This window comes from Paenibacillus sp. 32O-W, from assembly GCF_007679495.1.
In the GTDB taxonomy this organism is placed as follows: Bacteria; Bacillota; Bacilli; order Paenibacillales; family NBRC-103111; genus Paenibacillus_L; species Paenibacillus_L residui.
Genome location: NZ_VEGP01000061.1, coordinates 1 through 20,732 on the forward strand (window position 1 = coordinate 1; position 20,732 = coordinate 20,732).

The following is a 20,732-nucleotide window of genomic DNA, read 5'->3' on the forward strand; positions in this document are numbered from 1 at the left end:
TTTAGCGAAATATTTTCTAACAATTGACGTTATGACTGATTACCAATTACTTACTTGAACTGCATAGGTCATGTATATAAGATACTCCAATTTGGTGTCAGAAAGAAAGTTTGATATAGGTGATAGCAGAGACGTCAGAAATGCATATATAGAATTGCAAATGTATAAACAGAAAAGGAAAATCTCAAATTTTAATATATAGAATATTGTTAAGATCAGATATATGAATTTATCATGTTATTACCATAGTAGACTCGACTTCAATTGCAAGCCGAATCGCTGGCTAGCCAACTTACAGATGGTGCTGGCCTCCAACCGCCCGGCACAGGAGCGGCGAGAAAGTGAAGAAAATGTCTAACTCATACCCGAATTGATGAGATTTGGATGAAGCATTCGGTCTCTGGCTACCAACGTATAACGAAACCCTTCATGATCAGGGCTTTGGGTTTAATCGTAAGAGCATACGCTTTTTGATAGGGACATGAGACACAGAAAACCGTGTATCTAAACTCATTTTAAGTTGGCGCTCGCACTCTGCGTGGTGCGCTCCAACCAAAAGGGTTTCCTTGAGCTCCTGGAGAAGGAGACATCCATAAAGGCTAGGCAACGGATAACACCCGCACGGCGAGATTCTTTGCTGCCATAAGCACGAGTACACAAATGATTTCGAAAACTCACTATGTCAAGCGGTAGCTCGCTATGTCATTTTTACAATGCCGAAGGCCTTCACCGCTCCCTTAACGAAATCAGATCTTTTCAAATTAACGCTCAGCAAGTCCTAAAGAAAAGCAGCAATGAAAGAAGAGAAACATGCGGCTTTTCGTGCTTTGCAAGAGATGGGAAAGGCCTTCAGAATCGACATTCAGGTAATTTTAAACCGCCATTGAGTGCTAAAATTAAAATTTGTGGTACTGAGCACGATTGGAAAACGGTGGTAAAAATCGGTCAGGTACATGTCATGAAGCTGAACGAAAGTGAAGAACTGATGAAACGTCGTTAAGATGGAGTGCGGTCGAAACCGGAGATTTTGAGTGGTTCATTGCGATAAAGTCTAGCGGAAACCTGACTACTGGTTAGATGATCGTCAGTGTTGAGGTTTCAGTATCGTGACACAGGCACTTGGGCTCTAATAGTAATCGGAAATTCTAAGCGCCAAAACGTCAAGGGTGAAAGTAGAGATGAAGGGCTCAGATGCGGAAGGACTCGTAGTAGGTAGTAGTGATGAATCTGCTATAATGGCAGTGGAGCAAATGAGTCCTGTTGTCCGCCATTCTTTGATTCAACCTGAAATGGGACGATTCTATGAAAGAAGGAAAATCGTACGAGGCATACACATGCGTCAAGGAGAATCGAGGTGCTCCCTGCATTGATGAGATCGCGGGTAGCGGAACGAACTGATTGTGTTTCATATTTCTGACCTTGTTCTCGACATTATTGGCATTCATAAGGGTTGTAGAACGTGATCTGGAAACCGCAATGAACCTTGAACGGCATAAACACCTCGCTATCATTACATAACGCGTCGGCGCACACCGCTCGCATTATGTGTACGAGGCGAATTGGTACTTTACCAAACATGGTGAAACACATCGTGCCGTAGGTGGGCCAAGATCAGCCTTCCCGATGGCTAGAGGTTGCAGGGAGATATTTGCAATAGGTTGATTTTGTCTAACTTGCGATTTAAATTTCTGTCAAGCCTAGGCTAATAAGTAAATATGATAAACAAGGAGTGCTTTTGAAATGCCACTAACTGAGAAAAAAATAATCAACAAAATAATTGCTACATTTGATAAGGATTATATTGCGGAAGGGCTAGGTGAACTTCAAAATGTCGATAAAGGGATAAAAATAATAAAATGGTTGGATTCGGAAGTTGCATTAGTTAGTTGTGAAATAGGGTTCAATTTAATCGCAGAACATTTTCGAATTGAAAAACCGATATTTATTCAACATATCTTTCCTGTCCAAGTATATATTACTCTACATGACAAAAGTTCCGTCTTGCAAATTGCGGAGCACGTTGTTCAAGTAAATTATTTATTACTCGATAATCTATCATTTGCTATACAAACACGTATTCTTCAGCCAAGCATATCTGATATGAAAAAATTTGAGGTTAATAATCTTGTTGCACAAAGACTTATTAATGTTAACCCTACTCTTATATTGGATGTAAAAAATCCTCAACAAATCGTATCAATCCTTAGTTTCAAAAATGAAGTCTATATAGGAATCTCATTAGCTACGTCAAATATAAGCAATTGGGCAGGTGGAAAGCGACGATTTGCTAGAGAAGAGAATCAAATTTCAAGAGCGGAATTCAAGTTACTAGAAGCAATCGAGTATTTTAATATAGATTTACCGATGGTAACAAGATCTGCTTTAGATCTGGGGGCGGCTCCTGGTGGGTGGACAAGAGTACTTGTAAAACATGGTTATCTTGTTTATGCTGTAGATCCAGCTGCTTTGGATGAACGCATGGCATCTAATTCTCGTGTAATTCATATAAAGGAAACATCCCAGAGCTTTTTCAAGAGTACAAACTTAGTTTTTGATATCATCGTAAATGATATGAAAATGGACTGTCAAGACACAATCAAAATAATGGGAGAGGCATCGAATCATTTATCTGATAAAGGAATTGCAATTGTAACATTAAAATTAAAGAAAGGTGATACATTAAAAAAAATTATAAGCTATATTGAGCTGTTAAAACGTTGGTATATCGTTTCAGGGGTAAGGCATTTATTTCATAATAGACTTGAAGTGACCGTCTATTTGAGAAAAAAGTAGGAACGTATGCGGAAACTGAAATATCATATTGTTAATCAGACACATAAGGCATCCGCGTATGAGAACTGTACCCCGTCAAGTAGACATTAGAAATAAAATCGGTTACGCGGCCTTGGTCCTAAATTCATCTTAGGCCGTTTAATTTGCTTATATCCCACGTTATTGTAAAGTAGGTGTAGTCACCAATGTCTCTCTTCAACTCCTCAAAGGTAGCATATGTATGTAAATAATACTTCTCACTTTTCAAGTGCCCCAGAATCTCTTCCATGGGACCATATATCGGCCCAATCGGGGGCTTTTTTATATCCCTTATTTTTAACGTGATCCCCCCCTTGACACCACCAAATAATATGTTACCATTTAACCGACAGGCAGTCGGTCTACAAACTGGGGGTCTAAATATGAGAGTGGTAAAAGAAGCTGATGAGCGCAGGAACGAAATCCTTGATGCGGCGGATGAGCTATTTGGTCAGAAGGGCTTTGACGGCACGAGTACCAACGATATTCTTGAGAAGGTCGGCATTGCGCGGGGAACGCTGTATTATCACTTCAAGTCGAAGGAAGATATTATGGACGCGCTGATTGAGCGGTATAGTGTTCGTCTATTGGGTGCGGCTCGGGAAATTGCCGAAGACCAGAGCATTCCCATCCTCGAGCGTATTATTCGTGTGGTTAGGGCAATGAACCTTAACGGCGGAAGCAGCCGGGAAATTATGGAGCATATTCACAAGCCGCAGAACGCGCTTATGCATCAGAAAATTCAGAAGGTCATCATTCATGGCGTTCCGCCGATCCTGACGGGCATCATCCGCGAGGGCATTGAGCAGGGAATGTTCAACACGCCGTACCCGTATGAGTGCATGGAAATGGTTGTGATCTATGCGAATACAGTCTTTGACGATGATCTAGTTACCCTGACGGACGAGGAGCGTTTGTCACGCATGCTGGCCTTTATTTGCAATGTAGAAAGGCTGCTCGGTGCCGAAAGCGGAAGCTTGATGGGCGTTATGAAGATGTTTGGTGCAGGCGATGGAGCAGCGAATGAGTAACTCCGGCGAATCGTTCCGAAAGTTTCTTCTATTGTGGTCGGGTCAGTTTGTTTCTGCCATAGGCAACGGGCTTACGTCGTTTAGGCTAAAAAGCTTGAATCCAGAGGTGACTTATGTATTACAGAATAATCCGTAATGATCTATCCAAGAGCAAGCTGATCACCTTGACCACTACAATATTTGTTGCTGCTGCAGCTATGCTAGTTTCGCTTGCGGCCATCCTGTTCGTAAATCTTTCAGGAGCGCTAAATGAACTCATGATAACGGCGAAAACGCCGCATTTTCTGCAGATGCACTCGGGGGAAATCGATACTGATCGGCTTCATGCTTTCGCGGAGCAACATCCCGATGTGGATGAATTTCAGGTGCTTGAATTTCTTAATATAGACGGTTCGCAAATTCGATTTGGCGACCGTACGCTTGCGAATAGCGTTCAGGACAACGGATTCAGCATCCAGAGCGAGAAGTTCGATTATCTCCTTGATCTTGACGGTAATGTTATCGACGTATCCGACGGGGAGCTTTATGTTCCTATTAGCTACTTTAAGGACAACATCACCAAGGTCGGCGACAAGGCCGTAATAAGCGGGAAGGAATTTACGGTTGCCGGTTTTCTTCGGGATTCGCAGATGAATTCCGCGCTCGCCTCTTCCAAAAGGTTTCTGATCAGCACCAATGACTTCGAGGAGCTAAAAAATGCCGGAAATATAGAGTATCTGATCGAATTCAGATTAAAGGATTTGTCGAAGCTCAAAGACTTCGAAACGGCTTATGCTGCCGCAGGACTTGACGCGAACGGCCCCACGGTGACCTATCCGCTGTTCAAAATGATCAATGCCATTTCCGACGGGATGATGATAGGGGTCATTCTTTTGGTCAGCGTGCTTGTCGTTGCCATTGCCTTGATGTGCATACGCTTTACGCTCCTGGCGAAAATCGAAGACGATTACCGCGAAATTGGCGTTATGAAGGCTATAGGGATGCGCATCTCCGAAATTAAGAAGATTTATGTGGCGAAGTACGCGGCGATGGCGGCGATAGGCTGCATGCTAGGTTTTGCCCTTTCTTTTGTGTTCCAGGGCACGCTTCTTGAAAATATCCGGCTTTATATGGGGGAGAGCGAAAATTCATCTTTTGCCATGTTTTTCGGAATCATCGGCATTTTGCTTGTATTCCTTGCCATCATTGCCTATGTAAATGGAGTGCTGAGACGCTTTCGGAAAATATCGGCCGCCGAAGCTATCCGGTTTGGCACTTCACAGGAAAAAGCCGCGGGCACAAAGCGTTTTAGCCTGAGTGGAAACCGGCTGCTTCCCCTTAATATTTTTCTCGGGGTCAAGGATGTTCTCGCCCGGAAGAAGCTTTACGCCACCGTGCTTGCGGTGCTTGTGATTTCAACATTTCTCATTATAGTTCCGCAGAACTTGCACAACACGATTTCCTCCAAAAGCTTTATCAAATATATGGGGATCGGCAGCAGCGATATGCGTATTGACCTTCAGCAGACCGACCATATTTCGGAAAAAGCGGCTGAAATCATCGAGACTATGAAAAGCGACAGCGCCATTTCGAAGTATGCTGTGCTGACAACCAAAACATTCAAAGTCAAGACGGCGGATGGCTCGGAGGAAAGGTTGAAAATTGAGCTCGGCGACCATTCCATTTTCCCTGTAGAATATTCCGAGGGCAGGGCGCCTGCCAATGAAGATGAAATTGCTCTGTCCACCTTGAACGCTGATGAGCTGAACATAAAGGTCGGCGATGGGATTACACTGCTGATGGAGGGGAAGGAAAAAGATCTCACGGTAAGCGGAATTTATTCCGACATTACCAACGGAGGGAAGACGGCCAAGGCTGTTCTCACCGCTCCTTCGGCGGACATTATGTGGTACGTGATCAGTGCGGAGCTTTCAGATCCGTCTCTAATCGCGAGTAAGGTTTCGGAATATGCGGGTCGATTTGGTTATGCGAAGGTTTCGGACATTGATGAATATATTGCGCAGACCTTCGGCTCTACAATAAGCTCTGTCGCAAAGGCCTCCAATTCAGCCATGGTTGTTGCTTTGGTTATAGCGGTGTTGGTAACCCTGTTGTTTATGAAAATGCTTGTCGCCAAAGACAGATATTCCATTGCCGTCATGAAAGCGTTCGGTTTGACCAGCTCGGATATTCAGGCGCAGTACATTTCGCGATCGGTATTCGTTCTGGTTGTCGGAATTTTCCTCGGGACCCTTCTGGCCAACACTCTCGGAGAGAAGCTTGCGGGCGCGGTGATCTCCTCCTTTGGAGCATCGACGTTTCATTTTACGATCAATCCGCTTGCTTCCTATCTGTTTAGTCCGGTGATGATGATAGGCTCGGTACTGATCGCAACAATCATCGGCACGTTCGGTGCGGGACAAATTAAAATTTCCGAAAATATAAAGGAGTAGGCCTATGAAGAAGATCATTATCGGAGATCGTATCGTCAAAACTTTCGGCGAGGGTGATGAGAAGCGCAATGTTCTCGACGGGGTGTCCGCCTATATAAACGAGGGCGAGTTCGTGGCGGTGATGGGACCCTCGGGTTCGGGAAAATCGACGCTGATGTTTGCGCTGAGCGGGACGGACGGGGTTGATGGCGGGAAAGTCGTTGTTGACGGCAGGGATTTATCGGAGATGGGGGAGAATGAGCTTGCGGATTTGCGCCGAACCGAAATGGGATTTGTTTTCCAACAGCCGACGATGCTGAAAACTCTGAATATCCTCGACAACATCATTCTCCCATCCATGCGGGGCAGCAGAAAAAACGCTGCAGCAATTACGAAAAAAGCTAGAGCGCTTATGAGAAGGGTAGGTATTGCGGAGCTGGAAAATCGCGACATTACACAGGTATCCGGAGGCCAGCTTCAGCGTGCGGGCATATGCCGTGCGCTTATGAACAGCCCGAAAATTATATTCGGCGACGAGCCTACGGGTGCGCTCAACTCCAGCTCCGCGCAGGGGATTATGGACCTCTTTACCGAAATCAATGCGGAGGGTACGGCGGTAATGCTTGTAACCCACGACGCCAAGGTTGCGGCCAGGACGGAACGTATTATGTTCATGCGTGACGGAGCCATCGTCAGCGAATTGCAGCTTCCGAAGTTTGATGGGACGGGCATGGATGGCCGGGTCGAGAAAGTCACGATGAAAATGAGGGAAATCGGAATCTAATCTCGCCTCCACCAATACAAACAGAAAAGCGACCGTGCCAGGTCGCTTTTTACGTTCGGATCTGCTCCAGAAGAGATGTATTTACCTTAATTAATCAAGTAAATTATAATAATAGTATGTTTTAAAACGCTGTTTTCCAGCGAAAAAAATAATTTTGTTGGACTCTAAGATGGATTCTGGAAGAGTTATTATGAGAAAAGTGGATTTAATAAAGGCTGGAATGGTATTGATCGCAATGTTGTGGGAGGGGTGTCGTTGGGGAAGAAGAGAAAGAAAAGCGCAAGTACACCGCGAGTCAAAAGAATGAACAGAAACAGCCGGCTGCAGTCAGCTGCAGCAAGTTGGCTCAAGTCTTATAACGGGACTCGCCACATCCGTGCTTATCGCAAATATTTTGGCGTTGACGCAGGAACGGCCATTACAGAGCTCCGTATACTGGGAGTGCCGCTAACCGATGATGCCGTTCGGAAGGCTAAAGAAAGTGAGAAGGCTTCTACAAGAGCAAAACAAGCCCGCAAGGAAAAGAGGCTGCGACGCCAACAAGAGCAGCAAGTTAGCGAAGTTCCTTGGTCTGACGAGACATTTGCATATATTGCCGGGTATACGGGATGGGGATTTCCGTATGGTATTACATGGGAAGAAATGGAGAGGTTTGCCGATCAGGACAGCCTTGATGCTACTCTCCCTCCCCGAACATGGAAGTCACCGCACCCCCAAACGGATGAGATCTGGTTTATCGCAAGGCCGGAAGGCGAGGAGGTGCCTTTTGACCTTGAAGAGTTTTTGCGGTATCACGCCGAGGCAGACAAATCAGTAACGAAGTTTTGACAAATTAAACGGGAAGGAAAGGAAGAACCTGAAAACCAATGAAAAAACAAATGAAAAATCAAATGAAACCATTGCCGGATCCTGAACTGCGGGCTATTCTGCGAGCGGCCGATGACATCATTGGCGAAGGCGGAAGGACGCTTCTCTCAAAAATTTTGAAAGGTTCAAAGGAACGAAAGCTGCTGGAACTTGGATTAGATCGAAATCCTTCGTATGGTTACTATAAGGACCTTACATTAGAACAGATCATGGATAAAGTGGATCATATGATTCGGACAGGCTTTCTGGCAACGGAGGTCTATGGCAAGTATTCTACAATTGTATTTACTTCGCGTGGATGGGCGATCGAAAGGGAAAGAAGGGCTGAGGAGTTCCTGCAGGAGTGGGATTACTGGCTGGAGAATAGCGTAGCTCCACTCAACATGGAGTACTTGAAAGAACGAAATCGGGGCATGATGTTCTTGTTTTTGTACAAAATTTTATGCTCCAGAAATAAGAAGTATATTCCGTTTTTAACTTTGTGGGAACGCATCGATTTTAAAAAAGTTCAGGCTGAAATTCGTAATGTGATCCAAGCACTGAAACAGAGCGATGATATGGATGATGTGGAATGGAACCAGTTATTGAAGGAACGGGCCCAATCACTAATTATTCGCTCACGCGACCCGATAATATTGGCGTGTCAGTCATGCGGCGGGCCATTTGTATTTGATGAGACGAATCCTGAATATTACACGAGTGAAGGTTTACGGTTTCCAGACGAGTGTCCAAGCTGCGTGGAAGATCGTCTTTAAAACGCCGAAATGATTACATTTTATCTGTCAGTGCTTCTATTTAACAGAAATTCAAGGACCGAATGATTGAATTCATGGGGCTCCTCGATAAATGGGAGGTGTCCGCAGTCCTCCATCATAATTTTAGACGATTGCTTTATGTTCTGGTGTAAGGTTTCAGCCGTCTTTATGTTAAATGGATGGTCTTGATCGGCAATGATGATAAGGGTCGGGATGTTAATCTCATGTAATCGGCTGATGGCGTAAGGTTTAGCAGGAACTGAGAGATTTGGGGAGAATCGACAGAAGTTGTTAGTGTTCCTGACATTGGTGAGGACTCTTCGTAGAGCCTCTTCTTTTTTCTCAGAAGGAAAGAAATATTGCCAGTAATCATTAGTGATGAAGGATTCGATAGCCTTCTCGCGTCCTTTCAGACGAACAAGGATATAATTTTTAATTCCTTGCCACATCATATTCCTGGGATAAGGATGACCGTTTATGGAGGGTGAGACCAGAATAAGGGCTTGAACTAGGTCGGGGTACGTGAGAGTAAAGTCTATAGCAACGCCTCCACCCAAGGAAGAGCCGATTAGAGTAACTTTATGCAGCTTTAAGGAATCAATAAGTGCTTTCAAGTCATCGACATTGGAGAATGAAGATTTTGGCGTGCTGGAAAGACCGTATCCCCGTAAATCATAACGAATGATTTTATAATATGTGGACAAAGCAGCAGCCTGCTCGTTCCAGATTTGAGAATCGTTGAAATTTCCGTGTATCAGAACAACAGAATCGCCCTTTCCCGAAACGGTATAATAAAGCTGCCCATCGTTTAAGTTTAAATAGTCCCTAGCCATAAAATTAATCCTCCCCCACCTAGGCTTTCTTCTATAATGAATAACTATATGATTCCATAGAACGATAGTTACGGTCAATTAATGCTACTTTAATCAAAAAAGGCGGCATTTTACAATGCAAAGGAGCCCGCTAAATCCCCTATTTAAACTGCGAATGTTTGCTTTATGTCCTCAGAAAGATTTGATAAAATGTAAGTATGTTATAAAAGTTATTACTGTTATAAGGTATAACTGTTTAAACGCTGATCATACTATAGAAGCGGAGAATATAAAATGAATGGTGTGGTCAAAATGCCAAACGATAAGCGGAAAATGACTCGTTATATCCGGAAGGTAGGGAGAATGGGAAACAGCTTGGGCGTTAGTTTGCCTAAAAGACTTGCTGAAAGGTTAGAGGTTTCCCAAGGAGATGAAATCGAATTTATCGAGAATGATCATGGTGAAGTTGTGCTAAAAAAATTAAGGCAAAGTAAATTGCCTGAGAATGTCCGTCCTGAAGTTTTAGAAGCTTTCTTTGATGTATTTGAAGAAGACGAAGGTATTCTTGAAGACCTTAGGGATAGATGATATGACGAAGTTTTTGACGAAAGAAGAGATAATTACAGCACATTATTTCATGATGAAGAGGATGAATGACGCGGAGCAAGCGGGAGTAAAGGACCACGGTCAGCTGGACTCTGCGGTACATAGCCCCCAACAAAGTGTTTTTGGAGAAGATGCTTACCCATCCTTATTTGATAAGGCTGCTGCATTGTTGGAATCCCTGGTCAAAAATCATTGCTTTCATAATGGCAATAAGCGGACAGCCTATCTGGTCACAAAATCATTCCTGCTGTTGAACGGATATCATCTGCGAATGGAACGGAAATATGCAGTAGAGTTTATAGTCGATATTGCCAAAGGAGTGCATACATTAGAGGCTATCACTCACATTCTGGAAGAGCATTCCGTTGACAGGTGATTTTTAAAGGAGTAATGCCCAAGTGACCATCGGTAGAAAGCCTGTGGCATTGGGGCGTTCATTTGGTGCACCTCCGTTTTTAACGAGTTAAGTTTACTAACCGAGCTTATCTTTTGTTCATCACATCAACCTAAAAAGCCGATTTTACCCTGCGAAAGTTGAGTTATTAAGACAATTTGGCAAAAGGTAATATCACGCATAACTTGAACCTGCTTATATATTTTTGGTGATGCCCTTTAGTCAAAAAAACTGTATCTTTTGGCGGGGGACGTCACGGTACTTTATTTGTACATGAAAAAACCGGCCTTTCGGCCGGCGCGATCTCGTGGAAAAGGTGCCAGGGTGGTTCTCAGACGGACATCTTCTGCAATTGCGCTTCGAGCCGGTCAAGATTTTGCTCGTTGGCTGGAAGTGCGATTTTCTTAATGGCGTTAAATACGGCAGCGTTTTCGAAAAGCTGGCGCCAAGTCAGTCTGGTTTTGCCGCCAATATCCTCGAAGGTTGCCGTGAGCTGATAATAGGGGGCACAAAGATGCCGCAGCACGATTCGTTCGGGCCCAATTTCGACGAATTCGCTTTTGTTGGGATAATTGACTCCGTTCGGTCCGTGCATCACAAACTCCCATATTCCTCCCGGCCGTAAATCAAATACGTGAAAAGTGTTCGTAAATCCGTCCGGACCCCACCACTGTGCCAAATGCTCGGGCTTTGTCCAGGCTTCGTAAACGAGAGCAGGGGATGCATTGATCACCCGCGTTGTTACCAATTCGTATTCTTCCGCTGCACTGCTTTCGTTGTTTGCCGCACGGTTTTCCGTCATGTCCGATCCTCCTTCGCATGTTAAGGTAGGCTAGCCGATCTCCAACTGCACACCAAGCTTATCCAGCATCTCCTTGGTACCGTGCTCGCGCAGATCCGGCGTATCGTGGCCGTCCAGGAAGACGCCTTGCTCGGTGAAAATCAGCTTAGTGCCTCCGCCCTCCGGCTTGAACTCTACGGTCGTTGCGGAAACGGAAATCCGCGTATCATCCATATCCAAAGTATAGGTGTAAACGATGCGCTCGTCCGGCACAATGTCGTGGTACCGGGCATCGAAGGTAAATATCGGTCCGCCGGGAGGCCCTCCTTGACTGCTTTCTCCACCGCCGACTCGGAAGTCAAACTCATCCGCTTTCGAAAACCACTGCCCTTTCAGGCTGGAGTCCGCCCAGTAGGTCCAGGTGGTGCTCCCAAGTCATCCGACGCTCGAGGATCATTTTTCCACGGCTCTTCTTCATCATTTCCAATAACGTTGTAAAATCTTCGACGGTCACAGGTTGTTTTAAATGCATCTGATTCGAAACATATTCCAGTTCGGCCAGAAGCTTTTGCTGTATCCGGATAGTTTCTTTCAGACGGGCGATTTGCAGCGACACGATTTCCAGCGGACTGAAGTGTCCGCCGGTTACTATGGATTTAATCTCCTCCAGCGATAAGCCGAGCTCCTTTAACGATAAAATTTGCTGCAATCTCGACAGGTCGGCTTCGTTATACAGCCTGTGCCCCGAATCGGAATGTGCCGACGGAGAAAACAGGCCGATCTGATCGTAAAACCTCAATGTTCGTATCGTGAGCCCCGTGAGCTTAGCAAGCTCTCCCACCTTCCAAAGCGGCTTCATAATCACCTCTTTTTGGCTGCACATCTGTTTACCGGTAACTATACTATAAAACATGACGTTACGTCACGTGCAAGTGTTAAAATACAGTCGCGATTTGCTAGATTTTGTAATAAAATAGGATAGACTGTCATTTTGAGAGAAGGAAACTACCGGATGGTGTGGAAGTATATAGCGAATAAGGAATAAGGGTTGCTACTTAACTAGAAATTTTAACTCTCGATAGAAATACCTTAAGCAGGCTTGTGACGAGGAGGGTTAAGATGAGCTTTTATTCAAGAAAATCAGTGTCGTTTGGTGGAGTTAGATTGACTTTTGCCAAGTCGGGAATAGGGGCTTCGGTGGGCATTAGAGGATTTCGTATTGGGACAGGCCACGTGGTAACTACATTCGTATCGGTACAAATGGGCTTTCTTACAAAACCATGATCGGAAAAGGGAAAAGTCGGGAGGGGACACGGGATAATCCTGCCTCATACGGCAACGGAACTATCAACCAGCCTTCCGATGTTATCATGCATGAAATTGAAAGCAGGGATGCGCTAGAGATCTTTGACTCCAGTTCTCAGGAAATACTAAGTGAGATTAATCGGAAATATAAAAAGTTTCCTCTGTGGACATTAGGAGTAGCTATAGCGGCCCTGCTTAGCTCGTCATCATATATGTTTTTAGGTCTGTTGTCGATTGTTGCCTCTATCTTGCTAGATAGATACAGGAAAACCACTACAATAATATATGATATTGATGAAGCAACAGAATCAAAAATACAAGCATTTTATGATTCGTTCAATGACATTATGAGTGCAGATAGAAAGTGGCATATATCGGCATCTGGGGATGTTACGGATAGGAAATATCATGCAGGAGCTTCTACACTCATTGCGAGAAGTAGTATTTCCATTAATTACTCCATACCCAAGTACATAAGAACGAACGTTAAAGTGCCTTGTATCCCGGTTGGGAAGCAGAAACTCTATTTTTTTCCCGACAAAATCTTAATTGTACAGAGAAGACAAGTTGGTGCTGTTAGTTACGGTCGTATTAGAGTGGAATGCACGGAAACCCGATTTATTGAAGAAGGCGCGGTACCCGGAGATACAACGGTTGTGGATCATACCTGGGGGTATGTAAATAAAAATGGAGGGCCGGATAGAAGGTTTAAAAACAACAGGCAGCTCCCTATAGTCCTTTATTCACAACTTCATTTTAGCAGCAATACTGGATTAAATGAGTTAGTTCACGTTTCGCGGCCTGGTGTAGGTAACGGATTAAAGCAGTATTTGAATGAGTATGACTTTTCTTATACAAAAGATAGATTAAGTTCAGCACACTCTTCGGTCGCGACCCATTAATCAAATCATCATTTATACTATCTATCCGCATCTATCTTCGGCTAGGCATTATGCTATACTGAGAGTATATACAAATCAAGTCTCCGGAGGTGGCCAAGATGCGATGGGAAGAGGTTCGTGAGCAATTTCCTGACGAGTGGGTGGTGTGCGAGGCGATAAAGTCCCGTTCGGAGGACGGATACTGGCTTATCGATGAGGTGGCTGTCATTGACCGATTTGAAGATTCAAGTGTCGCCATGAAACGCTACTATGAGTTGCATCGGGCACAGCCTTACCGGGAGTACGGTTTTTTTCACACATCTCGCAAAAAGCTAAAGCTTCGGGAGAAATGGGCGGGGGTTCGCGGGCCTAGATGAACATTCATGTGAGGTACGGACTACCTTTTATCGAAGTTACCATTTGTTACCGTGGTGAAGATCTTCGTTTAAGGAATGTATTGTTGGATACAGGGTCGGCAGGAACGATTTTCAACGCAGATGTAGTAGGTAACATTGGGGTTAAGATTGAGCCGGGTGACTTTTTAAACAGAATCAGGGGCGTAGGTGGAGTAGAAGTCGTTTATTCCAAATTATTTGATTTTGTAAGGATTGGGGAAGTTACTCTGGAAGGCTTTGAAGTAGAGATCGGAGAAATGAACTACGGCATGGAGATTGACGGCATCCTTGGCTTTGATTTTATCCATTCTGCCGGTTTAGTGATTGATTGCAGAGAATTGACAGTGGCTGAAAGAGATTGAGTTGAGCCACTCTCCAAAACAAAATAAACTACATGCGGAGGCGAATTGTGGATTTGTAATTCACAGATCGCCTCTATTCATAGCAAGAGATCTGTTGCAATTGCACGAAATCAATTCCATTTAGCTTCAAGAAAAAATGATAAGAGCAGTAAAGGTGGTTCTCTTATTTGCTGGAAGGGGTGCTTCTGTCCCAAGGACTCACTCAGGTCAACCACTCCCTACTCCCAAAAATCTAGTCGCAATTTGCTAGATTTTGTAATAAAATAGGATGGACTGTCATTTAGAGAGAGAATACCGGAGCCGATCTGGGAAATAAAAAAGGGTGGAAGTTGTGAGAGGAAAACTGTTTGTTGTTCTGTCGGTTGCTGCTTTGATGTTTACAGGCTGCTCGGAGCCGAAACAGAAGAGCGGGGAGAATGCTCCTGTTGTCGAGGATGGCGCCAATAAGGGGGAAACGGGGAAAGAGAAGGTGGAGAACAAATCCACTACTGTAGAGATTACATTGCCCGCATCCATGTTCCAAGGTGAACAAAATATCGAAAACACCATTGCCAAAGCTAAAGAACAAGGTGTTGACGAGGTAAAAAAGAATGATGACGGATCACTCACTTATACCATGTCGAAGGACACTCATTCCAAGATCTTGGGTGAAATGAGAGATAGTCTTACCCAAAGCATTGAGGAGTTGAAAAGCGGACAAGATTTTAAATCGATCAAAGATGTGATCCCTAATGACTCCTTTTCGGAGGTCACCTTTGTCGTAGACAGGGCTGCTTATGAAAAGAGCTTCGACGGATTCGCATCCATAGGCATTGCTATAGCGGCTATGTACTATCAAATATTCGAAGGCGCGTCAGACGAGAGTAAAGTAGCTATTAAGCTTCAAGACGAGAGTACTAAAGAAGTTTTCAAAACGATAGAGTATCCGGATGCCCTCAAAAATCCGGGTAAATAAATACATTAACCATGTTGAGACGCTCTCTTGGGCGTCTTTTTCCATGTGCTTGCATGAATTTCGGAAGCTGTGCGGAGTTCAATGTTATCATAAATGTTTCATTGACCACAGAAAAACAAATGTTTAACCAGATATCATTCTGCTAAACTATAAGTATATGTTTGAAATCGAAAGAGGGTTTGACTGATATGAAGTTAATGGATGAGCTTGTTGATGCCTACCTGGATAACAACTTCGAGCATCCTTATTACCTGGATCTGTATACCGGACAAGTTATTTTGGATATAGACGAAGCTTATACAGGGGAGCCTGGCATCGACTGGGATGACGAGGAGAATGAAGAACGTTATATCGACATTCCAAAGATCGATTCGAATGAGGCATTTTATGTGATGACGAAATTTGCCCAGCGTACCGAATCCGATCCCGAGGACAGGCTGTTCGACGCTCTTAATGGCCATCGACCTTTTCGCAGGTTTAAGGATGCGCTTTACGAATTGGATCTATGGGACGAATGGAAGAAATTCGAATACAAGTATGCGGAAGAAATGATTAGATCCTGGATGGAAAGGTTCGATATCGACTATAATGAACTGAACGAAAAGCACAAGGCCAATCACTAGGATAGCGGATATTCGGAAAATTACCAATCGAGTGATCGACCTAATCATCATACGAAGGGCGGGAAATCTATATGGCAAATACCCATGCGGCCATTAATCCTTTGCTGATCGCTACCTTGACAGGAGAACCCCTTTCAGGTATTCCGCATATTCCGACGGTCAAATGGTTGCCCGGCAAACTTGCGAAGCTTATTGCCAAGCATAAAAAGAAAATAAGCCCCCCGTTTGAGGCTAACAAAATGATGTTAATTTGTGGTCATTGTGGGAGAAAAGGACAATACGATCTCGGATTAATTGCTTTCAATGTGGGACATGGGCAGTCAAATAGTCAAGATCAACATGAAAGCATGTTCGATCATATACAAACTACGGGATATTTTCGATGCAAACAATGTAACGGAGCAGGCCTTTGGGAGACCAAGGATCCGTTTCTTCTATTAAGTTGGTTGTTAAAGGCGACTGCAGGCGAGGAGGAAGATTCCTCTAGCTTCATGATAGGCCAAATTCAACTATATGACGGTACTACTCCTAGATGGGCAACCGACGCGGAAGATAACTTTCTGAAAAAACTTGGTGAAAACAGTCAGGACGGATATTTGTGGAATCGGTTGGGCAACTTGTACTCGAAAGGGGGGAGACCGGAGCTGGCTACTGCAGCTTACGAGAAATCTATTGAAGTAGACCCGACTCAAGTAGAATCTCATTACTCACTCGGCCAATTATTAATTGAGGTGGACGAGCCCGAAGCAGCGGCTTATCATTACAGGATGATGCTGATATACGCTCGGAACTATACCAAGCTCCCCATTCTTGATCTAAGGAAAATGTTAGCGATCGGACTGTGGCACTCATTTGATATTCATATGAAATCAGGCCACAACATTCCATTTATACCGATCAAGGAAGAAATTGAGGCACTGGATTCTTTTAAAGAGGCGGCAGCAGGGGCTGAGCACCAGATATTGGAATTACAGGACCTGGAGGTATTCCCGGACGATCCGGAATCCTTCTACCCAATAGCGGAAATGTATTTGGGGCCCAGAAAGGAAGAAATTCCACCCAGTGAGAGAACTCTGGATACCTATCTTCGGCGAGCGAAGCAGGGGGGGATGAAGCCGGCTTCGGACCGTTTGGCAACTCCGTTAGGTAAGGGCGACAACTCCATCGTCGCCTATGTAAGGTCCGAAGAGAGGGCTGGGAAAATTCTGCGGCTCTGTGACCGATACGGGCTTCCATGCATCGTCGAAATTAATTACATGGAAGACTTATCCGACCTTAGAAAAGCACTAATGCAAAAACTCACCCCATCCAATGTCTATGCTTCATGTCCATGCGGCAGCGGTCAGAAGTTCAAGTTTTGTTGCGCAGCCAAGCTGAAACATTTTGATTTAGAGCAGTGGATAGGGGAATGAAGCGTAATAATAGGATTACAAATATGGAACGGAGAAATTAGCTCGTCGGCAAAAATTGCGATTCAAGCCCCCCTGACCATCTATGGCCGGGGGGCTGTTGCAGGTTAGAACAACCCGGGGTGACCGTGCAGCTTGCCGAGTGCCTCTACAAAATAGTAATCCCCATAAATAATCGGCACGTTAACATGTTTGTTGACGGGATACGATACGGTTCCTTTGGTCAGAATGGCATCCTGCCGGCCGCTGAAGTCGGCGTAGTTGTCATACAGCCCTTTGAGTATAGCCAGTGCCCTTTCGTAGTAGAAGGACTTCTCGGACTCCTCTTCCATCAGGGCACTCAGTTCGAGCAGGCCGCTTGCCGTACAGGCGGACGCTGTGGAATCCCGGGCGAACTTATCCTTGTCTTCCGATCTGAAATCCCAATAAGGGACTTGATCTTCAGGAAGATGGGACAAGAAGTAATTTGCGATATTTTGGGCTGCTAACCGGTATTCCGGTTTGCCTGTTTCGCGCGCCGCAATGGCGAAGCCGTAGATGGCCCAGGCTTGGCCTCTCGACCACGCGGAATCCGGGCCGAGTCCCTGTCCTCCCAGGTTCTCGATTTTCTCACCCGTCTCCGGGTCAAAGCTTACTATGTGAGGGACAGTCCAGTCCTCCCTTACAAAATGCTTGAGCACCGTATCCGCATGCGCCACGGCAATATGCCTGAAGCGGGGATCGCTCGTCTCCTTCGATGCCCAGAACAGCAGCGGCAGATTCATAAGGCAGTCGATAATGGCCCAGCCCGTGCTGTTCGGGTCCACACGATCCGTCCATGCCCGGATAAACTGCCCCTTAAGGTTGAAGCGGCCTGCCAAATGGCTGGCTGCGATCAGGCCCGTTCTCCGGGATTCTTCATTTCCCGTCCACTGATAGTTAACGACAGCCGTCGGCAGGTACATAAATCCGACATCATGATGAATATCATAAAAATCATGCAGCGGAACGTTCAGCTTCTGTTCGATCGTTTCCGCAAGCTCTCTCAAAGACTCCTCTTTCGTTTCGCGATAGGCCAGCCACAGCAAGCCTCCCCAAAATCCGGAAGTCCAGAAGGAGGCTTCCTCACAATTGTAGCTTCCATTCAAGCATACATGCGGGAAGCTCGCTCCGATTTTCCGGCTTACGGTCCGGATCTTGTTCAAGGATTCCGTATATGCGTGGTTCAGCCAATCCGGTCTATGGTCCATTGGATGATTGCTCCTTTCTTATTGGAAATGATGCCGAGATTGCGCTTTCATTGTAATCCTTAAGAAGGTCGAGGTACATCCTTACTATTGGCTGTAGTCGCCAAAAACGGCACTGCAGCGCGGGTTTTGGGCGAAGAACAGAAATTGAATACGGACTGCAAAAAATCGTGATCCGAATCAGCTTGACAGTTGATTCAGATTTTTCACGTATTCTCCCGGAGAGACACCGATATATTGCTTGAAGATTCGAATGAAGGTGTTGGTATTATTGCATCCGACAATCGCCGCAACTTCATGAACCTTATAATTGCCCTGGTGAAGCAGCTCCTTCGCTCTCTTCACCTTCAACGTATTGACATATTGCTTGAAGTTAATGTCCAGCGAGTTTTTCAGCAGCTTGCTGACGTAGCTTTCGGACAAATTAAAGTGGTTCGCAATATCCGTCAACGACAAATCTTTATCGAAGTGCTTATGGATGTACATGAAGATTTGCGAAGCGGTGGAGCTCTCCAGGCTGAACTTGTCCTTGTTGCAATAATTAAAAATCAATTCGAACAAGGCGAACGTCTTTTCCGAAAACTTCGAAACCGGCACCTCCATAAACTCGTTCAACAGGTCGGGATATTCCCTTGTAAATTGATTCAACGTTTTACCGTTCGAATTCAAGCATCGCTTGAAGGTGGTCAGGAACGAATGCTTCAGATTGGACAGGCTTGCAGGCCCCATCGCGGAATGATTCACATTTTTGTTCAGCAGATGGCTCAGCAAATCGTAGGCTTTGCCCAATTCGTTCGATTGGACGTAATTAATCAGGGACGCTTCCATCTCGATCGGATAATAGCCGACGCTGGCTTCGAGATCTTTCACGCCCTGTGATGTTAACACTTTATTGGCGTTCGCATGCTGGTAATTACTCAACCGAAGCAGCTCCTGCAGAGCGGAAGTCAGCTCATGGAGCCGGTAGGAATCGGACAGGCATGCAGTTATATCGAGCGACAGATCCTGTTCGATGCGGGTAATCACCGTTTCGGCCAATCGCTGCAGGGACTCGGATGAAATGCTGTGGAAGATTACACCATATTTATTTTTGTCCAGCGGCAGAACAAAGAAATCCTCGTACCCGTCCAGAGTCTCCTTGATCAACGTATTGAAAATCAAGAGAAGATTGGAAGCGGGCATCGTCTGATGCAAGGCTTCGATGCCTTCGCATTCCAGCAGCATGAGCTTCAAGTCGTCCTGAAACTGCTCTAATTGCAGGGCGGACAAGTTCTCTCGAATAAAGTCCTCGCTTGCGATTCCGTAGATCACCCTGCGAAAGAAATCCTCCCGCAAATGGATTAAAGAATGATCCAGCTTATGCTGCAATGCATGATTGATGGAATAGACCTGCTCAATGCTGGATTGAATGTAAGCAAGCTCGTGAATTTGTTGATCATGTTCATTCACCGACGCGGTTCCGTTCGATTCCTTCCGCTCATCCAGAAACTGTAGCAGCTGCCGAATCGGCCTATAGCTTGACCTTGTTGCCACATAAGCGAGGATAATGCCCAGCAGCAGCAGAACAACGCCAGGGAACAGCGCTGTCTTCCATATGGCGAAGAAAATCGAGCTGAATGAAGTCGATTCGTTGGTGTAAATATAGTTTAGATTTGGGATCACCTTCGAATGATAAATATAGTTAACGGTCGATCCTGCCTTTATAGGGTTCATATCTTCCTTATCGTTGCCCCACCCGCTTTCGGCCGGAATCTCCGGGTTCAGTTCCTTGTTATGAATATAGGAGCTGACGATCTGATCGGTATACAGATAGAAATTGCCGTTCGTAGATTCCGATGTCCCGGGCAGTAAAGAAGCGCTGTCTACCACGATAAAGAAGTAGAGGGGATCAAGCTTCGAATTAATCGTCTGATGAATCATCACGATTTTGCCGGGCCTCTCGGAAAGCGCTTGCGGAACAACGTAAGTATTGGCCACGAGCGATTCGCCCTGCATTTGTTCGAAACGGTTCAAGACCTCTGAGCGGACCCCGAGTTCGTTTAAATAATCTTTAATGCTATAAGTTCCGGCAGATGTGATCACCAGGTTATCGGTCCACTTCGTAATCCCCAGGGTGAACCCCAACTGGCCAAAGCCTTGAAGCTGATCTATCAGATCATTGTACAGGTTCGCAATGTACAAATAACTCGTTTCATCGCTATAGCGATAATCGATTAAACTTTGCAGCGTGGAAACCTTATATACGAAATCCATGGCAATGCGCAGCTTGAAGTCCGCGTAATTGCTGGCTTGATCCATATATAATTGGTGGTTGTGCTTGTTCT

The 20,732-nt window shown here is 45.1% G+C and carries 21 protein-coding genes and 1 pseudogene; 16 read left to right on the forward strand and 6 right to left on the reverse strand.

Annotated elements, in window-relative coordinates; translation table 11 throughout:
• Positions 1-679: 679 nt before the first annotated feature.
• From FS806_RS26320 to FS806_RS19740, 7 genes are all read left to right on the forward strand, one after another.
• Positions 680-1,000: a hypothetical protein gene (locus FS806_RS26320; protein WP_222126722.1), complete on the forward strand. Its 321-nt coding sequence runs from the start codon at positions 680-682 to the stop codon at positions 998-1,000.
• A 740-nt stretch (positions 1,001-1,740) separates the two neighbouring features.
• Positions 1,741-2,793, forward strand: a complete 1,053-nt coding sequence (locus tag FS806_RS19715) for an SAM-dependent methyltransferase (RefSeq protein WP_144940051.1) — start codon at positions 1,741-1,743, stop codon at positions 2,791-2,793.
• 401 nt (positions 2,794-3,194) lie between these two features.
• A complete protein-coding gene (locus FS806_RS19720; protein WP_144940053.1) occupies positions 3,195-3,842 on the forward strand; it encodes a TetR/AcrR family transcriptional regulator in 648 nt (215 codons plus the stop codon).
• Between the two features lie 113 nt (positions 3,843-3,955).
• Positions 3,956-6,274 carry an ABC transporter permease gene (locus FS806_RS19725; protein ID WP_144940055.1) on the forward strand — a complete coding sequence of 773 codons (2,319 nt, stop codon included), beginning with the start codon at positions 3,956-3,958 and terminating at the stop codon, positions 6,272-6,274.
• Positions 6,275-6,278: 4 nt separating this feature from the next.
• The gene (locus tag FS806_RS19730; protein ID WP_144940057.1) at positions 6,279-7,037 is read left to right on the forward strand and encodes an ABC transporter ATP-binding protein; all 759 of its coding nucleotides are present in this window, start codon (positions 6,279-6,281) and stop codon (positions 7,035-7,037) included.
• Between the two features lie 303 nt (positions 7,038-7,340).
• Positions 7,341-7,865, forward strand: a complete 525-nt coding sequence (locus tag FS806_RS19735) for a hypothetical protein (protein WP_222126723.1) — start codon at positions 7,341-7,343, stop codon at positions 7,863-7,865.
• 38 nt (positions 7,866-7,903) lie between these two features.
• Positions 7,904-8,659: an RQC domain-containing protein gene (locus tag FS806_RS19740; protein WP_144940061.1), complete on the forward strand. Its 756-nt coding sequence runs from the start codon at positions 7,904-7,906 to the stop codon at positions 8,657-8,659.
• Between the two features lie 20 nt (positions 8,660-8,679).
• Here the strand turns inward: FS806_RS19740 and FS806_RS19745 are convergent, their stop codons facing one another.
• Positions 8,680-9,492, reverse strand: coding sequence for an alpha/beta fold hydrolase (locus tag FS806_RS19745; protein WP_222126724.1), 813 nt, complete (start codon positions 9,490-9,492; stop codon positions 8,680-8,682).
• Positions 9,493-9,765: 273 nt separating this feature from the next.
• On the opposite strand from FS806_RS19745, the gene FS806_RS19750 reads away from it, so the two are divergent.
• Entirely contained in the window at positions 9,766-10,059 is a 294-nt protein-coding gene (locus FS806_RS19750; RefSeq protein WP_144940063.1) for an AbrB/MazE/SpoVT family DNA-binding domain-containing protein, read from the forward strand.
• Position 10,060: 1 nt separating this feature from the next.
• Positions 10,061-10,453, forward strand: a complete 393-nt coding sequence (locus tag FS806_RS19755; protein WP_144940065.1) for a type II toxin-antitoxin system death-on-curing family toxin — start codon at positions 10,061-10,063, stop codon at positions 10,451-10,453.
• Between the two features lie 349 nt (positions 10,454-10,802).
• Here the strand turns inward: FS806_RS19755 and FS806_RS26325 are convergent, their stop codons facing one another.
• The 3 genes and pseudogenes from FS806_RS26325 to FS806_RS19770 form a co-directional block, all read right to left on the reverse strand.
• Positions 10,803-11,273, reverse strand: a complete 471-nt coding sequence (locus tag FS806_RS26325) for an SRPBCC family protein (protein ID WP_144940066.1) — start codon at positions 11,271-11,273, stop codon at positions 10,803-10,805.
• 30 nt (positions 11,274-11,303) lie between these two features.
• Positions 11,304-11,663 (reverse strand): annotated as a pseudogene (locus tag FS806_RS26330) (SRPBCC family protein); the annotation flags it as partial.
• Positions 11,617-12,111, reverse strand: a complete 495-nt coding sequence (locus tag FS806_RS19770; RefSeq protein WP_144940070.1) for a MerR family transcriptional regulator — start codon at positions 12,109-12,111, stop codon at positions 11,617-11,619. The pseudogene FS806_RS26330 and the gene FS806_RS19770, both read right to left, overlap by 47 nt.
• Before the next feature lie 260 nt (positions 12,112-12,371).
• Here FS806_RS19770 and FS806_RS27120 point away from each other — a divergent pair, with 260 nt between their 5' ends.
• The 7 genes from FS806_RS27120 (at position 12,372) to FS806_RS19805 (ending at position 17,185) form a co-directional block, all read left to right on the forward strand.
• On the forward strand, positions 12,372-12,536 hold the full coding sequence (locus FS806_RS27120) for a DUF4236 domain-containing protein (protein ID WP_144940072.1): 165 nt from the start codon (positions 12,372-12,374) through the stop codon (positions 12,534-12,536).
• Positions 12,533-13,459: a nucleotide-binding protein gene (locus tag FS806_RS19780; protein WP_144940074.1), complete on the forward strand. Its 927-nt coding sequence runs from the start codon at positions 12,533-12,535 to the stop codon at positions 13,457-13,459. The genes FS806_RS27120 and FS806_RS19780 overlap by 4 nt, the downstream gene beginning before the upstream one ends.
• A gap of 98 nt (positions 13,460-13,557) precedes the next feature.
• Positions 13,558-13,815 (forward strand): hypothetical protein, encoded by a 258-nt coding sequence (locus tag FS806_RS19785; protein WP_144940076.1) that lies wholly within the window; start codon positions 13,558-13,560, stop codon positions 13,813-13,815.
• Complete coding sequence (locus tag FS806_RS19790) at positions 13,812-14,195, forward strand: retropepsin-like aspartic protease (RefSeq protein ID WP_144940078.1); 384 nt, start codon at positions 13,812-13,814, stop codon at positions 14,193-14,195. Before FS806_RS19785 ends, FS806_RS19790 begins: the two co-directional genes overlap by 4 nt.
• Before the next feature lie 322 nt (positions 14,196-14,517).
• A complete protein-coding gene (locus tag FS806_RS19795) occupies positions 14,518-15,150 on the forward strand; it encodes a hypothetical protein (protein ID WP_222126725.1) in 633 nt (210 codons plus the stop codon).
• A gap of 188 nt (positions 15,151-15,338) precedes the next feature.
• Complete coding sequence (locus FS806_RS19800) at positions 15,339-15,773, forward strand: UPF0158 family protein (protein WP_144940082.1); 435 nt, start codon at positions 15,339-15,341, stop codon at positions 15,771-15,773.
• Positions 15,774-15,844: 71 nt separating this feature from the next.
• A complete protein-coding gene (locus FS806_RS19805; RefSeq protein WP_144940084.1) occupies positions 15,845-17,185 on the forward strand; it encodes a tetratricopeptide repeat protein in 1,341 nt (446 codons plus the stop codon).
• A 104-nt stretch (positions 17,186-17,289) separates the two neighbouring features.
• Here FS806_RS19805 and FS806_RS19810 read toward each other — a convergent pair whose 3' ends face one another.
• Both FS806_RS19810 and FS806_RS19815 read right to left on the reverse strand, forming a co-directional pair.
• Positions 17,290-18,411 (reverse strand): glycoside hydrolase family 88 protein, encoded by a 1,122-nt coding sequence (locus tag FS806_RS19810; protein WP_144940086.1) that lies wholly within the window; start codon positions 18,409-18,411, stop codon positions 17,290-17,292.
• A 177-nt stretch (positions 18,412-18,588) separates the two neighbouring features.
• Entirely contained in the window at positions 18,589-20,706 is a 2,118-nt protein-coding gene (locus FS806_RS19815) for an AraC family transcriptional regulator (RefSeq protein WP_144940088.1), read from the reverse strand.
• Positions 20,707-20,732: the final 26 nt, after the last annotated feature.